16 protein-coding genes are annotated in these 14,480 nt (G+C 71.1%); 11 read left to right on the top strand and 5 right to left on the bottom strand.

From position 1 onward, the window contains the following. Positions 1-5 precede the first annotated feature (5 nt). The 6 genes from ACZ63J_RS25775 to ACZ63J_RS25800 all read left to right on the top strand — a co-directional run bounded on the left by ACZ63J_RS25775 (position 6) and on the right by ACZ63J_RS25800 (position 6,363). Positions 6-1,118 (top strand): ABC transporter ATP-binding protein, encoded by a 1,113-nt coding sequence (locus ACZ63J_RS25775; RefSeq protein ID WP_465400199.1) that lies wholly within the window; start codon positions 6-8, stop codon positions 1,116-1,118. Next, on the top strand, positions 1,115-2,095 hold the full coding sequence (locus ACZ63J_RS25780) for an ABC transporter permease (protein ID WP_465302111.1): 981 nt from the start codon (positions 1,115-1,117) through the stop codon (positions 2,093-2,095). The genes ACZ63J_RS25775 and ACZ63J_RS25780 overlap by 4 nt, the downstream gene beginning before the upstream one ends. A 1-nt stretch (position 2,096) precedes the next feature. After that, the gene (locus ACZ63J_RS25785; protein WP_465302113.1) at positions 2,097-3,080 is read left to right on the top strand and encodes an ABC transporter permease; all 984 of its coding nucleotides are present in this window, start codon (positions 2,097-2,099) and stop codon (positions 3,078-3,080) included. After that, entirely contained in the window at positions 3,077-4,072 is a 996-nt protein-coding gene (locus ACZ63J_RS25790) for an ABC transporter ATP-binding protein (protein ID WP_465341322.1), read from the top strand. The genes ACZ63J_RS25785 and ACZ63J_RS25790 overlap by 4 nt, the downstream gene beginning before the upstream one ends. Positions 4,073-4,114: 42 nt before the next feature. Next, complete coding sequence (locus ACZ63J_RS25795) at positions 4,115-5,518, top strand: GH1 family beta-glucosidase (protein ID WP_465400198.1); 1,404 nt, start codon at positions 4,115-4,117, stop codon at positions 5,516-5,518. 155 nt (positions 5,519-5,673) lie between these two features. After that, on the top strand, positions 5,674-6,363 hold the full coding sequence (locus tag ACZ63J_RS25800; protein ID WP_465400197.1) for a DUF2306 domain-containing protein: 690 nt from the start codon (positions 5,674-5,676) through the stop codon (positions 6,361-6,363). Here ACZ63J_RS25800 and ACZ63J_RS25805 read toward each other — a convergent pair. Then, positions 6,314-7,477 carry an acyl-CoA dehydrogenase family protein gene (locus ACZ63J_RS25805; protein WP_465400196.1) on the bottom strand — a complete coding sequence of 388 codons (1,164 nt, stop codon included), beginning with the start codon at positions 7,475-7,477 and terminating at the stop codon, positions 6,314-6,316. The two genes, ACZ63J_RS25800 and ACZ63J_RS25805, sit on opposite strands and share 50 nt — an antisense overlap. After that, the gene (locus ACZ63J_RS25810; RefSeq protein ID WP_465400195.1) at positions 7,474-9,816 is read right to left on the bottom strand and encodes a bifunctional salicylyl-CoA 5-hydroxylase/oxidoreductase; all 2,343 of its coding nucleotides are present in this window, start codon (positions 9,814-9,816) and stop codon (positions 7,474-7,476) included. The genes ACZ63J_RS25805 and ACZ63J_RS25810 overlap by 4 nt, the downstream gene beginning before the upstream one ends. A 67-nt stretch (positions 9,817-9,883) precedes the next feature. On the opposite strand from ACZ63J_RS25810, the gene ACZ63J_RS25815 reads away from it, so the two are divergent. Then, on the top strand, positions 9,884-10,279 hold the full coding sequence (locus ACZ63J_RS25815) for a RidA family protein (RefSeq protein WP_465400194.1): 396 nt from the start codon (positions 9,884-9,886) through the stop codon (positions 10,277-10,279). On the opposite strand, the gene ACZ63J_RS25820 is transcribed toward ACZ63J_RS25815, so the two are convergent. Both ACZ63J_RS25820 and ACZ63J_RS25825 read right to left on the bottom strand, forming a co-directional pair. Next, positions 10,266-11,120 carry a PaaX family transcriptional regulator gene (locus tag ACZ63J_RS25820; RefSeq protein ID WP_465400193.1) on the bottom strand — a complete coding sequence of 285 codons (855 nt, stop codon included), beginning with the start codon at positions 11,118-11,120 and terminating at the stop codon, positions 10,266-10,268. The two genes, ACZ63J_RS25815 and ACZ63J_RS25820, sit on opposite strands and share 14 nt — an antisense overlap. A 91-nt stretch (positions 11,121-11,211) precedes the next feature. Continuing rightward, positions 11,212-11,487 carry a DUF2510 domain-containing protein gene (locus tag ACZ63J_RS25825; RefSeq protein ID WP_465400192.1) on the bottom strand — a complete coding sequence of 92 codons (276 nt, stop codon included), beginning with the start codon at positions 11,485-11,487 and terminating at the stop codon, positions 11,212-11,214. A gap of 131 nt (positions 11,488-11,618) precedes the next feature. Here ACZ63J_RS25825 and ACZ63J_RS25830 point away from each other — a divergent pair, with 131 nt between their 5' ends. Genes ACZ63J_RS25830 through ACZ63J_RS25840 form a run of 3 tightly spaced genes read left to right on the top strand, consistent with a single transcriptional unit; the run spans position 11,619 to position 13,416 of the window. Next, positions 11,619-12,296: a GNAT family N-acetyltransferase gene (locus tag ACZ63J_RS25830; protein WP_465302139.1), complete on the top strand. Its 678-nt coding sequence runs from the start codon at positions 11,619-11,621 to the stop codon at positions 12,294-12,296. Positions 12,297-12,339: 43 nt separating this feature from the next. Then, positions 12,340-13,020 carry a cytochrome P450 family protein gene (locus ACZ63J_RS25835; RefSeq protein WP_465400191.1) on the top strand — a complete coding sequence of 227 codons (681 nt, stop codon included), beginning with the start codon at positions 12,340-12,342 and terminating at the stop codon, positions 13,018-13,020. Between the two features lie 36 nt (positions 13,021-13,056). Then, a complete protein-coding gene (locus ACZ63J_RS25840; RefSeq protein WP_465400190.1) occupies positions 13,057-13,416 on the top strand; it encodes a PLDc N-terminal domain-containing protein in 360 nt (119 codons plus the stop codon). 1 nt (position 13,417) lies between these two features. Here the strand turns inward: ACZ63J_RS25840 and ACZ63J_RS25845 are convergent, their stop codons facing one another. After that, positions 13,418-13,882, bottom strand: a complete 465-nt coding sequence (locus ACZ63J_RS25845; RefSeq protein WP_465302133.1) for a MarR family winged helix-turn-helix transcriptional regulator — start codon at positions 13,880-13,882, stop codon at positions 13,418-13,420. A 106-nt stretch (positions 13,883-13,988) separates the two neighbouring features. Between ACZ63J_RS25845 and ACZ63J_RS25850 the strand changes: the two genes are divergently transcribed. After that, positions 13,989-14,423, top strand: a complete 435-nt coding sequence (locus ACZ63J_RS25850; RefSeq protein WP_465341330.1) for a nitroreductase family deazaflavin-dependent oxidoreductase — start codon at positions 13,989-13,991, stop codon at positions 14,421-14,423. Positions 14,424-14,480 lie beyond the last annotated feature (57 nt).

Genomic DNA, 14,480 nt, shown 5'->3' on the forward strand with positions numbered 1-14,480 from the left:
CGGTCATGACGGAACACGGGGACGGCCGCGACACCGCTGCGGCCGCCCCCGCCCCCTCCGACCCCGTCGCCGTCGGGTCGGAGGGGGACCTCCCCGTCGTTCTGGAGGCGGCGGGGCTCACGAAACACTTCCCGGTCCGGCGCAAGGGCCGCGCAGCGCTCACCGGCCCGCGGCGCGCCGTGCAGGCCGTCGACGACGTGACCCTCACGTTGCGGCGGGGCCGGGTCACCGCGCTGGTCGGCGAGTCCGGCTCGGGCAAGTCGACCGTCGCGCGGCTGCTCGCGGGGCTCTACCCGCGCACCGGCGGGGACATCCGGCTGCACGGCGAGACGGTGAACGTCAAGCACGGCAGGGCGTTCCGGGCCTACTGCCGCCGGGTCCAGATGATCTTCCAGGACCCGTTCGCGTCGCTGAACCCGGTGCACACCGTGCGCTACCACCTGACGCGGGCGCTGAAGATCCACGGCCGCGCGGGTGACGACCTCGAGAAGTCGCTGCACGAGCTGCTCGCACGCGTCCAGCTGACGCCGCCGGAGCGGTACATCGACAAGTTCCCGCACGAGCTGTCCGGCGGGCAGCGCCAGCGCGTCGCGATCGCACGGGCGCTCGGCGCGGACCCCGAGGCGCTGCTGGCCGACGAGCCGGTGTCCATGTTGGACGTCTCGATCCGGCTCGGGGTGCTGAACCTGTTGCGGGACCTCAAGGAACGCCTGCACCTGGCGATCCTCTACATCACCCACGACATCGCGTCGGCGCGGTACTTCGCCGACGAGACGATGGTGATGTACGCGGGCCGCATGGTCGAAGGCGGCGACAGCGAGACCATCACACAGAACCCGGCGCACCCGTACACGCGGCTGCTCATCAACTCCGCCCCCGACCCCGACCGGCTCCAGGTCGGCGCCGTGGACACCGAGCTCGCGCCCGGTGAGGTGCCCGCCGAGCGCGGGGCCGGCGAGCCGCCGAGCCTGATCGACCCGCCGCCGGGCTGCCGGTTCCACCCTCGCTGCCCGGTGGCGATGGAACGCTGCAAGACCGAGCTGCCGCCGCGGTTCGAGGTCGACGACGCGCCGGGCCACTGGGCCGCGTGCTGGCTGTACGACGGGGCCGCCCGATGAGGTTCCTGCTGCAACGGCTGGTCTTCTACGTCTTCACCGCGTGGGCCGCCGTCACCATCAACTTCTTCATCCCGCGGATGATCCCGGGTGACCCGGTGCAGTCGCTGATCGCGAAGAACCAGGGCATGATCAGCCAGGACGCCGTCCAGTCGCTTTACGTCCTCTTCGGACTCGACAAGAACGAAAGCCTGATCTCCCAGTACTTCGACTACTGGGGTCAGCTCTTCCGGGGTGACCTCGGGATCTCGTTCACGTTCTTCCCGACGCCGGTGTCGGAGCTGCTCGGCGACAGTCTGCCGTGGACGATCATCCTGGTCGGCATCACCACGATCGTCGGTTTTGCGATCGGCACCGGGCTCGGCGTGTTCGCCGGCTGGAAGCGCGGCTCGTGGGTCGACGGCCTGCTGCCGGTGACGACCTTCCTCTCGTCGATCCCGTACTTCTGGCTCGGCCTGATCGCGTTGACGCTGCTGGCCGGCCCGGGCAGCTTCTTCCCGTCGTCCGGCGGGTACGACCCGGGCACGGTGCCCGGCTGGGACGGCACGTTCATCGGCAGCGCGATCCAGCACAGCCTGCTGCCCGCGCTGACCATCCTGATCAGCTCGATGGGCAGCTGGATCCTGGGTATGCGCAACATGATGGTCACCGTCGCGTCGGAGGACTACGTCACCGTCGCGCACGCCAAGGGCCTGCCCGAACGCCGGGTGATGGTCGGGTACGCCGCCCGCAACGCGCTGCTGCCGAGCGTGTCCGGCTTCGCGCTGGCGCTCGGGTTCATCGTCGGCGGCACGCTGCTGGTGGAGATCGTCTTCTCCTACCCCGGCGTCGGTTACCAGCTGTTCCAGGCGGTCGGCTCGCAGGACTACCCGCTGATGCAGGGCATCTTCCTGATCATCACGCTGTCGGTGCTGGTGGCGAACCTGTTCGCCGACGTCGCGTACCTCGCGCTCGACCCGCGCACCCGGAAGGAGGGCTGACATGGCTGTGCCCGCAGCGGACGTCAAGGCCGTGCAGGCCCTGCCGGTCGGCGCACCGGCCCGCCGGCGCCGGTTCCGGTTCCTCACCGGCGGCAAGACGGTCACCGGCCTCGCCGTCATCGTCTTCTTCCTGGTGCTCGCGATCATCGGCGAGTGGATCGCGCCGTACGACCCGTCGGCCCGCAGCAGCGACCTGCTGGAGGCGCCGTCGGCCCGGCACTGGTTCGGCACCACCCACCTCGGCCAGGACATCTTCAGCCAGGTGGTGGTCGGCACGCGCAGCGTCATGCTCGTCGGGCTGGCCGCCGGGGTGGTGGCGACGATCCTCGCGGTGGTCGTCGGCGTGACCTCCGGCTACCTCGGCGGCACGCCGGGTGAGGGTCTTTCCGCGCTGTCCAACGTGTTCCTGGTGATCCCGGCGCTGCCGCTGATCATCATCATCGGCAGCGCGGTGCCCACCGGCGGTGACTTCCTGGTGGCGGTGATCATCGGGTTCACGTCGTGGGCGTGGGGCGCGCGGGTGCTCAGAGCGCAGACGCTTTCGTTGCGTGGCCGGGAATACGTCGAAGCGGCCCGCGCGACCGGCGAGTCGACGTGGCGGCTGATCTTCTTCGAGATCCTGCCGAACCTGACCGCGGTGATCGCGTCCAGCTTCGTCGGCACGGTGATCTTCGCCGTGATGTCGGAGATCACGCTCGCGTTCGTCGGCGTCTCGGGACTGTCCAACTGGAACTGGGGCACGATCCTGTTCTGGGCGCAGAGCCAGCAGGCCCTCGCGCAGGGCGCGTGGTGGTGGTTCGTGCCGGCCGGGCTGGCGATCGCGATCCTCGGCACCGCGTTGTCCCTGCTCAACTTCGGCATCGACGAGTTCGTCAGCCCGCGGCTGCGCGGCAGCGGCAAGGCGCGCGTCAAGGGCGCCGACGGGCGGACGCATCGCATGCGCGTGGGCTTCACGCCCGTGCTCGGGCGGGAGGAACAGCCATGATGGACCCGGTCCTGGAGATCAAGGGCCTGGACGTCGACTACGGCGTCGGCGACGAGGCCGTGCGCGCGGTCCGGGACGTGCACCTGACGCTGCACCGCGGCGAAGTCCTCGGCCTGGCCGGGGAAAGCGGCAGCGGGAAGTCCACTTTGGCCTACGGGCTGACGCGGCTGCTGGCGCCGCCGGGTGTGATCCGCGGTGGTGAGGTGATCTACCACCCCGGCGACGGCGAGCCCTACGACGTGCTGAAGCTGACGGACAAGCAGCTGCGGGACTTCCGGTGGGCGGAGACGTCGATCGTGTTCCAGGGCGCGATGAACTCGCTGAACCCGGTGCACAAGGTCGTCACCCAGCTCGTCGACGTCATCAAGGCGCACGAGCCGCGGTCGACGAAGGCGGGGCGGGTGGCGCGGGCTCGTGACCTGCTCAAGCTGGTCGGGATCTCGGCCGACCGGCTGGAGGCGTACCCGCACCAGCTGTCCGGCGGTATGCGGCAGCGCGTGATGATCGCGATGGCGCTCGCGCTCGAACCGCGCGTGGTCATCATGGACGAGCCGACGACCGCGCTCGACGTCGTGATGCAGCGCCAGATCCTCGGCCAGCTCGTGGAACTGCGGGAACGGCTGGGCTTTTCGGTCCTGTTCATCACGCACGACCTTTCGCTGCTGGTCGAGTTCTCGGACCGGATCGCGATCATGTACGGCGGCCGGATCGTCGAGCAGGCGCCGGCGTCGGACCTCTACCGGGACGCGCTGCACCCGTACAGCCACGGCTTGCTGAACTCCTTCCCGGCCTTGCGCGGTCCGCGCCGCGAGCTGGCCGGGATCCCGGGCTCACCGCCGGACACGCGGGGCATGCCGGCCGGCTGCGCGTTCCACCCGCGGTGTCCCAAGGCCTTCGAGCCGTGCGACTCGAAGGTGCCCGAGCTGGGCTTGCCCGGCGGTGACCGGAGCCGGGAAGTGGCCTGCTTCCTGCACCCGGTCGCCACTCCCTGAACGCCGTCCGTCCCTGTCCGGCACCACTGGAGGAGACCTGCCTTGACCGAGACCACAGCCGCGACCGCGCAGCAGCAGGCGCTGATCGACAGCCTGCCGCCGGACTTCCGCTGGGGCGTGGCCACCGCCGCGTACCAGATCGAAGGCGCGGTCTCCGAAGACGGGCGCACACCGTCCATCTGGGACACTTTCTGCCAGGTCCCGTGGGCGATCGACAACAACGACACCGGCGACGTGGCGTGCGACCACTACCACCGGATGCCGGCGGACATCGGGCTGGTCGGCGAGCTGGGCGCCGACACCTACCGGTTTTCCGTGGCGTGGCCCCGGATCCAGCCGCGCGGGCGCGGCGGGGTCAACGAAGCGGGCATGGGGTTCTACGAGCGGCTGGTCGACGAGACGCTCGAGCGCGGCATCACGCCGTGGCTGACGCTGTACCACTGGGACCTCCCGCAGGAGCTCGAAGACGCGGGCGGCTGGCCGGCGCGCGACACGGCGTACCGCTTCGCCGACTACGCGATGCTGGTGTTCGACCGCCTCAAGGACCGGGTGCGGCACTGGACGACGTTGAACGAGCCGTGGTGCTCGGCCATGCACGGGTACGTGCACGGCGTGATGGCGCCGGGCCGGCGTGACTACGCGGCCGGGCTGCACGCGGTCCACCACCTGCTGCTCGGCCACGGTCTCGCGACCCAGCGGATGCGGGAGGCCGCACCGCCGGACACGGAGTTCGGCATCACGCTCAACATGTGCACGGCCGACCCGGCGACGGAGTCCGAAGAGGACGTTCGCGCGGCCCGGCAGGCGGACGGCCTCGGCGTCCGGATCTACCTGGACCCGCTGGTCCGCGGGGAGTACCCGTCGGACGTGGTCGAGGACCTGGAGGCCCGCGGCGTGAAGCTGCCGATCCAGGACGGCGACCTGTCGGTCATCTCGACCCCGCTGGACTTCCTGGGCGTGAACTACTACTTCGGCCAGCAGTTCTCGGGTGTCGACGAGACCGGCCGCGCGGTCGACGACGACGGCGTCCCGACGTCCCGCACGATCCCGTTCGGCGAGCCGACGACGGCGATGGGCTGGGAGATCCTGCCGGACAAGTTCACCGAGCTGCTGACCCGCCTCGGGCGTGACTACCCGGGTCTCCCGATGTACATCACGGAGAACGGCTCGGCCTTCGACGACGACCCGGACTCGTCCGGTTTCGTCCGCGACGAGCAGCGAACGGCTTACCTGGCCTCGCACATCGCCGCGGTGGCGGCGGCGCGCAACGCGGGTGCGGACGTGCGTGGGTACTTCGCTTGGTCCCTTTTGGACAACTTCGAGTGGGCTTATGGCTACGCGAAGCGGTTCGGGCTGATCCGCGTGGATTACGAGACGCAGGAGCGGACGATCAAGCAGAGCGGTTACTTCTACCGCGACACCGTGCGGCGAGTCCGGGGCAGCTGACTCCACGCTCGTGAAGGCCACCTCGAAATCTCGAGGTGGCCTTCACGGCTTTTCGGCGGTAGGGCGAGCCCCACCGCGTGGCCGGTGGTGCGCCGGATGGTTCCGGGTGGGGCACGCCCCTAGCGTCGGACGGGTAGCCGACTTGGGGGTTAGCCATGACCGTCCGGACCGAGATCAGACCTGCGCCCGCCCAGGAGAGACCGAGGTGGTGGCGACGGCCCTGGCTGGCGCCGCTCGCCGTGGTCGTCGCTGTTTTCCTCGCGTACTCGCTCCCGCCGTACCTCACCTTCGATCCCGCGCAGTCGCGGGTGCCCGCGCCGGCCGGGTTCGCCGCGCACTACTGGTTCCTCGTCGGGCACATCCTCTTCGGCAGCATCGCCATCATCGGTGTGCTCCTGCAGGTCTGGCCGTGGCTGCGGCGTACCCACCCGGTGGTGCACCGCCGGGTCGGCCGGATCTACGTCTTCGCCGGCGCCATCCCGTCCGCGCTGATGGCGCTGACCATCGCGCTGTTCAGCGCGTTCGGCCCGGCCGCTGGTGCCTTCAACGTCTTCGCGGCGCTGCTGTGGCTCGGTTTCACCGTCGCCGGCTGGCGCGCGATCCGGCAGCGGCGGTACGCCGACCACCGGAAGTGGATGATCCGCAGTTTCGCGATGACGATGAACACGTTGCTCAGCCGGGTCTACGCGCCGCTCGCGTTCCTGGGTCTCGGCCCGTTCTACCCGGACCAGACCTCGCTCATCCAGGCCGCGTCGACGTTGTCGGGCACGATGAGCCTGCTCAGCCTGCTGCTGCTCAGCCAGTGGTGGCTCGACCGGAAGCCGAAGCCAGCCATCGTGCGATGATCGTCCGCTGGATCTCCGACGCGCCTTCGTAGATGCGCGGTGCGCGGACCTCGCGGTAGAGGTGCTCGAGGAGGTGCCCTCGCCGCAGGGCTCGCGCGCCGTGCAGCTGCACCGCGGAGTCGACGACGAACTGCGCGGCTTCGGTGGCGAACAGCTTCGCCATCGCCGCGCGGCCGCCGAGGTTCGGCTCACCCGCGTCGTAGGCGGCCGCGGCGGCGTACACCAGCAGCCGCGAGGCTTCCGTGCGGGTCGCCATCTCGGCAAGGGTGTGCGCCACGGCCTGCTGCTTGATCAGCGGGCCACCAAAGGCTTCCCGCTCGCTCGTGTGGTCCACAGTGGCGTCGAGCGCCGCCTGCGCCATCCCGACGGCGAACGCGCCGACGCTCGGCCGGAAGAGGTCGAGGGTCCGCATCGCCACCGCGAAGCCGCGGTTCTCTTCCCCCAGCAGCTCCTCACGCCGGACTTCGACACCGTCGAACGTCACCGTGCCGATCGGGTGCGGGCTGACCAGGTCGAGGTGCTCACCGCCGAGCCCGGGCCGGTCGCCGGGGACGACAAACGCGCTGACGCCACGGGAACCCAGGCCTTCGGCCGTGCGCGCGAACACCGTGTAGAAGTCGGCCTCGGGCGCGTTGGAGATCCACATCTTCTCGCCGGTGAGCCGCCAGCCGTCGCCGTCGGGCTCCGCGGCGAGCGACAGCGCGGCCGCGTCCGAACCGGCGTCCGGCTCGGTCAGGGCGAACGCGGCGACGGCGTCCCCGGCCGCGACGGCGGGCAGCCACTTGGCGACCTGACCGTCCTGTCCGGACTGCAGGACCGGGTAGCTTCCCAGGCCCTGCAATGCCAGCGCCGTCTCGGCTTCGGTGCTCACCGTGGCGAGGTTCTCCCGCAGGATGCAGAGATCCGTCGCGGCGGCCTGCCGCGACGGCTTTCCTTCGGCGACGCCGGGGAAGAGCCGCGCGAGCAGGCCGAGCGCGCCCATCGCCTTGAGCAGCGGGCGGTTGACCGCACCCTCCACACCGGACTCCGCGAGCGGGCGCAGCTGCTCCTCGCCCAGCCGCCGGACCTCACCGGCGAACTCCTTCTGTTCCGGGGTCAGGGCGAAAGCGGTCATGACGAGGCTCCCGGTCGCCAGCGGGCATGGGCGGTGCCGGTGGGCCCGGACCGGACGAGGTCGAGCCGCGGCTCCGGGCCGTCGCTCCGGCCGGTCTGCGGTTTGCGGCTGCCGGCGGCGAACGGCCTCGGCCACGGCATCGGATACCCCTGCTCGGCCGCCGCGTGCAGAGTCCACTGTGGATCGTAGAGGTGGGTGCGGCCCAGTGCGCAGAGGTCGGCGCGCCCGGCCAGGATCAGCGCGTTGACGTCGTCGTAGGACGAGATCGCGCCGACCGCGATCACCGCGATGCCGTACTCCTGCCCGATCTCGTTGCGGATCCGGTCGGCGTAGGGCGTCTGGTAGCTGCGGCCGTACTGCGGTTTCTCGTCGCAGACGACCTGCCCCGTCGAGACGTCGATGCCGGCCGCGCCGTGCTCGGCGAAGGCCCGGGCGATCTCGACGGCGTCGTCGGCGGTGATGCCGCCCTCGGCCCAGTCGGTCGCCGAGATCCGGACGGTCATCGGCCGCTCGGCCGGCCACACCGCGCGGACCGCGTCGAAGACTTCGAGCGGGAACCGCAGCCGGTTCTCGAGCGAGCCGCCGTACTCGTCACGACGCCGGTTCGTCAGCGGGGAAAGGAAGGACGACAACAGGTAGCCGTGTGCGCAGTGCAGTTCGAGGACGTCGAACCCGGCCCGCGCGGCGGCTTCCGCGCAGGCGACGAACTCGTCCCTGATCCCGGCCATGTCCGTTGTGGACAGTTCGCGCGGCACCTGGTTCCGGTCGGAGTAGGCCAGCGCCGAGGGCGCGCTGATCTCCCAGTTGCCGTCCGGGAGCGGCTCGTCGATGCCGTCCCACATGAGCTTGGTCGAGCCCTTGCGGCCGGAGTGTCCCAACTGGACACCGATGCGCGCGGGTGACTGCGTGTGCACGAAGTCCACGACGCGCTTCCAGGCCGCTTCCTGCTCGGCGGTGTACAGTCCGCCGCAGCCCGGCGTGATCCGGCCTTCCGGGGAGACGCAGACCATCTCGGTCATCACCAGCCCGGCGCCGCCGAGCGCCTTGCTGCCCAGGTGCACGAGGTGGAAGTCGCCCGGCACACCGTCGACCGCGGAGTACATGTCCATGGGGGACACGATGATCCGGTTGGCCAGCTCGAGCTCACCGAGCTTGAACGGCTGGAACATCGGCGGCCGCGACGTCGTCCCGAGCGACCGCGCGAACCAGTGGTCGAGCTCGGTGGCGAACTCCGGGTCACGCAGGCGGAGGTTGTCGTAGGTGACGCGGCGGCTGCGCGTGAGGATGTTGAACGCGAACTGCGGCGGCTCCTGGTGGGCGTACTGCGCGATGTTCTCGAACCACTCGAGGCTCGCCTGCGCGGCGCGCTGCGTCGACGTGACGACCGGGCGCCGTTCCAGCTCGTACGCCTTGAGCGCCTCCGCGACACCTTCGTGTTCGTGCAGGCAGGCGGCCAGCGCGAGCGCGTCTTCCATCGCCAGCTTCGTGCCGGAGCCGATCGAGAAGTGCGCGGTGTGCGCCGCGTCGCCGAGGAGGACGACGTTGTCGTGCACCCAGCTCTCGCAGCGCACGGTGCCGAACGAGACCCACTTCGAGTTGTTGGCCATGACGCCGTGGCCGTCGAGGACGTCGGCGCACAGCTCGCGGATCAGCGCGATCGACTTCTCGTCGCTCTCGCCCGGCTTGAGGTTCGTGGCCGCGATGGGCCCGAACGTCCGCTGCCAGACGTCCTCCTGCACTTCGAGGATGAACGTGCTGCCGTCGCGGCCGTACGGGTAACCGTGGATCTGCATGATCCCGGCCGGCGTCTCGAGGACGTAGAACTTGAAGGCGTCGAACACGAGGTCCGTGCCGAGCCAGATGTAGCGGCACCGGCGCGTCTCGACGCTCGGCCGGAAGTGCTCGGCGTGCCGCGCGCGCACGGCGGAGTTGACCCCGTCGGCGGCGATGACCAGGTCGTAACCGGACAGGTCGGTGGGCGCCTCCTCGCGGAAGCGCAGCGCCACGCCCAGCTCGGCGCAGCGGTGCTGCAGGATGCCGAGCAAACGTTTGCGGCTCATCGCGGCGAAGCCGTGGCCGCCCGAGGTGGTGACCGTGCCGCGGTAGTGGACGTCGATGTCGTCCCAGCGCGCGAACTCGGCGCGCATGGCCTCGTGCACGGCCGCGTCGGCGTGCTCGATGCCACCGAGCGTCTCGTCGGAGAAGACGACCCCGAAGCCGAACGTGTCGTCCGGGGCGTTGCGCTCCCAGACGGTGATGTCGTGCCCGGGACCGAGCTGTTTCGCCAGCGCGGCGAAGTACAGGCCCGCCGGGCCGCCGCCGATCACACCGATTCGCACGCCGCCCAGGGTATGTCGTCGGCGGTACGACCGTCAATGAGGCGAAAGATGGGTTACGGTGTCGGGCATGGAACGCATCAACCCGCCCGAGCTCGGCAAGCCGTCCGGGTTCTCGCACGCGGTGGTGGCGGAGGGGCGGGTCGTCTTCCTCGCCGGGCAGACCGCGCTGGACGCGTCGAACAAGATCGTCGGCGACGGCGTGGTGGAGCAGTTCGAACGCGCGCTCGGCAACCTGCTGACGTCGCTGCGCGCGGCCGGCGGTTCGCCCGAGGACCTTTGCAGCGTGACGATCTACATCGTGGACATGCCTGATTACCGGGCGCACGCGCGCGAGATCGGCGCGGTCTGGCGGCGGCTCGCGGGCACGGAGTACCCGGCGATGGCCGGCATCGGCGTCTCGCGGCTGTGGGACGACGAGGCCCTGGTCGAGGTGCAGGGCTTCGCGGTCGTCAGCCCACGTTGATCGACTTCGCGACGTACGCGCGCGCCGGGTTCTCCAGCCGGGAGTGCAGCTCGAAGAACAGCTCGGCCGCGCGGATCCCCGACCAGTCGTCCGGCAGGAACTCCGCGGGCAGGCCGGGGTCGAGGTAGGGCATCCGCCGCCAGCCGGTGAGCACCCGGACGTAGTCGGCGAAGGCCTCGTCTTCGGCGACGGACTTGCGGCGCTGCCAGCGGCGCAGCGCCGGGCCGTGCTCGTCGAGGAAGGTCGTGTAGAGCTCGTCGAGCCGCTCGAGGTCCCACCAGTCCCGGACCTTCGCGGCGACGTCACCGAAGGCCAGGTGGTCGGCGCGGAAGAGGTCGGCGTACCCGGCGAGGCCGAGCCGGGTCAGGGCCTCGGCGGCGGCGTCGTGGAGGTGGGCCGGCGCGATCCAGACGCCGGAGGCGGCGGTGCCGAAGCCCATCCGCGCGAGCTGGGTGCGCAGCAGGTGCCGCTTGTGCCGCTCGGTCTCGGGCACGGAGAAGACGGCGAGCAGCCAGCCGTCGGCGGGAGTCGCGCGCTCGCGGCGGAAGATGCGCTCGTCGCCCTCACGCAGGATCTCGCGGGCTTCGTCGGACAGCTCGTACCCGGCGGTGGCGTCCCGGCGCACGGCTTCGAGGATGCCGCGCCGCTTCAGCCGGGAGATGGAGGACCGCACGGCGGGCTCGTCCACCCCGACGGCGGCCAGCAGGTCGATGAGCGAGGCGACGGAGAGCCAGCCGCCTTCGGTGCGCGAGTAGAGGCCGTACACCGTCACGATGAGCTGACGAGGCTGCGCCGCACGGCCGGAGCCGTCCAGGTCGGTCGCCTCGGGTACGGCCGTCATCGGGCCACAATAACGGCTGGGCCGCCCCGGGGAAGAGCACGTTTTGGGCGCGTGCTCGTGAAGGGGGCGTTTCAGCTGGTCGAGGTGCCTGCTAGCCGGCCGGCTTGAAGTGTTCGGTCCACCGCGAGCCGTCCCACCACTGCGTCGCACTCGGCTGCTGCGGTGAGGGGTACCAGCCGGCGGGCGGCCCGGCGGGGGCCGGAGGCTGAGCGGCGGGCGCCTGAGCCTGCTGCGCGAGGGCTTCGCGCTGAAGCCGGGTCTGGGCCTGCAGCTCGCGAAGCGACTTCTTGGCGACACGCTGCTTCTTGCTGCTGCCGCGCACGAGCCCGGCCGTGCCGATCATGAGGGACTTGCGGATGAGACCCACGCGGGCCGCCTTTCCGTCGGGTGTACCCGCAGGAGTCGGCGATCACTCGGGCGGCGTTACGCGTCGGCGACTCGGCCTCGTCGTCCCGTTCGCGGACCGGGCCACCGCCGCTCCGCTACGATTTCGCCGCGATGCTGCCAGCCACCAAGGGGATCTTCGACCGGCTCACCCGGCGCGGGCGCCTGATGACCAAGCGGGCCTGCGACCGGCAGGGCCATGTGGTGCGCAGCGGGCGCTTCCTCTTCCGGACCCCCACCGCCTGGGAGTACGCCGCCGCCGTGGCGTGTGGGAGCGACCCCGCCGCTCAGCGGTGGCTCGGGTGGCAGCAGGACTCCATCGTCGCGCGGGGGGCGCGGGCCGATGCCATGCGGGTGGTGCCCGGGACCGGCCCGGACTGGGTTTCGCCGGATCCGCAGTCGCTCGACCTGGTCATGATCGACGTCGAGGCCAACCGGTGCGTCGGCCTGGTGAGCGTCCACACCGGGGAGGACGGCGGCCCCGAGACCGGCGGCTACCTCGCGCCGGACTACCGCGGGCGCGGGAACGGCCGGGTGCTCTTCGCGGCCGGGCTCGTGCTGGCCCACGAGCACCTCGGCCTGCCGCGGGTGCGCGCCGGCGCCGAGGTCGGGAACATCGCGAGCGCGCGGTCGCTGCAGGCCGCCGGGCTCGCCCGCGTCGCCGGGCCGCCGACCTACCGGCTGCCCGACGGCCGCGTCACCGCGGCGTGGTGGTTCCAGCACGACGTCCCGCGGCCGGACCAGTGCGGCGGCCCGCAGGCGACGTGGTTCCCGCCGCCGCGGCTGCTCTGAAACTTCGGCCGCCGCCGACGTTTCCGGTGGCTACCTTCACGCCATGACTTCGCTGGCCGCCCCGGTTCCGCCCGTTCCCGCCGACGGTCCCGAACGGAGCGTCGCCTGGCTGCGCGCGTCCGTCGCCCGTTTCAGCAACGGCTCCGACCACACCCGGCGGCGCGCCCTCGCCGTCGGGCTGCTGTCCCGCGTCGATCCGGAAGTGTTGCGGCGCAAGGCTTCTGAGGCTGACCGCGACAATCACCGCCTGGTCGTCGTCAGCGTGCTGGCGGGCGAGCTGGGCCTGCCGGTGGTGGCCTCGGACGTCGTGGCGGTCGCGGCCGCCTACCACCCGCACGTGACGCCGTCCGCCGAAGCCGAAGCCGCCCTGGGGCGGCTGGTCACGGCGTGCGGCGGGACCGCCGACGAGCTCGTGGCCGCGCGGATCTGCCTGCTGGTCCAGGCGTGTGAGGCCACCGCCGGGCTGATCGGCGCCGCGGTTCCGTTGGTGCTGGCGGGAAAGCCGCCCGAGGACGCGGTGGCGGACGTGCTGCGCGGGGACCCGCCGGTGGCGCAGACGCGCCGCCGGATCAACGGCGAGGACGTCTCGGTTCCGTTGACCGGCAGGCCGTTCGGCGAAGGGCCGCGCGAATGTCCGGGGCCGGCGCACGCGGTCGCGATCGCGACCGGCGTGCTCGAAGCGCTGCGGGTGACCCGCGCCACGACCGGCGGCGGCCTCTGCTAAGACTTACCGCGTTCACTTCTGGGGAAGGTGCGGTAATTGCTGTACATGGATGGCCTGCTGGGCTTCGTCACGCTCGGGTTGTGGATCTTCTGTCTCGTCGACGTGATCACGACCGACGAGTCGTCCTGCCGCAACCTCCCGAAGCTGCTGTGGCTGCTGCTCGTGCTGGTGGTGCCGCTGGTCGGGTCGATCGTCTGGCTGGTCGCGGGCCGGCCGCAGCACGCGACGCGGGCCCGCGGGGCGTACGAGCGCAACGCGCCCGCGTATCCGGAGTACGACCGCCCGGGCCGGTTCGCGGCGACGAGCGCGGACGACGACGAGGAGTTCCTCCGCAAGTGCCGGGAACGCGCGGAGGCGCAGCGCAAGCTGGCCCGCGAGAAGCCCGCCGAGGACTGAGCTAGCAGCCGGGACCCTCGCAGGTGCCGCGCTCGTAGGCCTCCAGCGTCGAGATCACCAGCTGACGCTCGGCCGGGCTCAACGGCGCCAGCGCGTCGCTCCAGGCCTTCGCACCCCGGGCCAGCCAGGCGTCGACCGCCGGGCGGCGGTCTGGGGTGATGCTGACGATGGTGCGGCGGCGGTCGGCCGGGTCTTCGTCGCGGTTCAGCACGCCCTGACGGCTGAGGTCGCCGACCATCAGGCTCGCCGTCGTCGGCGCCACCTGGAGGCGGGTGGCCAGCTCGGTGACGGTCATCGGGCCGTCGAAGAGCAGGTACGACAGCAGCGACAGGTGCCGGGGCGCCAGCGTGCAGCCGTTCAGCTCGTCGGGGACCGGGGTGCGCTTCGCCCGGCCGACCAGGCGTGGCATCAGGAGCAGCAGCTGACGCACGCCGTCCTCGACACTCGGCCCGGCTTCCGTTGACATGACGCTCGTCCCGTCGGTAGCTTTGTTTGCAAAGCAAACGCTTCGAACGCTCCCGAGCCTACCTCGGGGCACCGATCGAGCGTACCGGCTGGAAACAGGGGTTGAGATGACATCCGAGGTCCCGGGCCTGAACGAAGTTCGCGAGATGAACAAGGGGGTCACCGAGGAGTTCCGCGCGAACGCGGGCGTGGTCGGCGGCATGTTCGCGGGCAAGAACGTGCTCCTGCTCACGACCACCGGCGCCAAGAGCGGCGAGGCGCGCCTTTCCCCGCTGGTCTACACCCGTGACGGCGACCGCCTCGTGATCGCGGCGTCCATGGGCGGCGCGCCGAAGAACCCGGCGTGGTTCCACAACCTGGTGGCGAACCCGAAGGTCACGGTCGAGGTCGGCGAAGAGACCTTCGAGGCGACGGCCACGGTGATCGAGGACCGCGCCGAGCGCGACCGCCTGTACGCGGGGATGATCGCCCACGCCGAGGGCTTTGCGGACTACGAGAAGAAGACCACGCGGATCATCCCGATCGTGGTTTTGGAGCGCTAGGAAGGTGTCGGGGCTCGGCGCGGAACTGCCGGCGGCCGAGCACCGGCACCATCCGAG

The organism is Amycolatopsis sp. NPDC104863 (genome assembly GCF_055582965.1).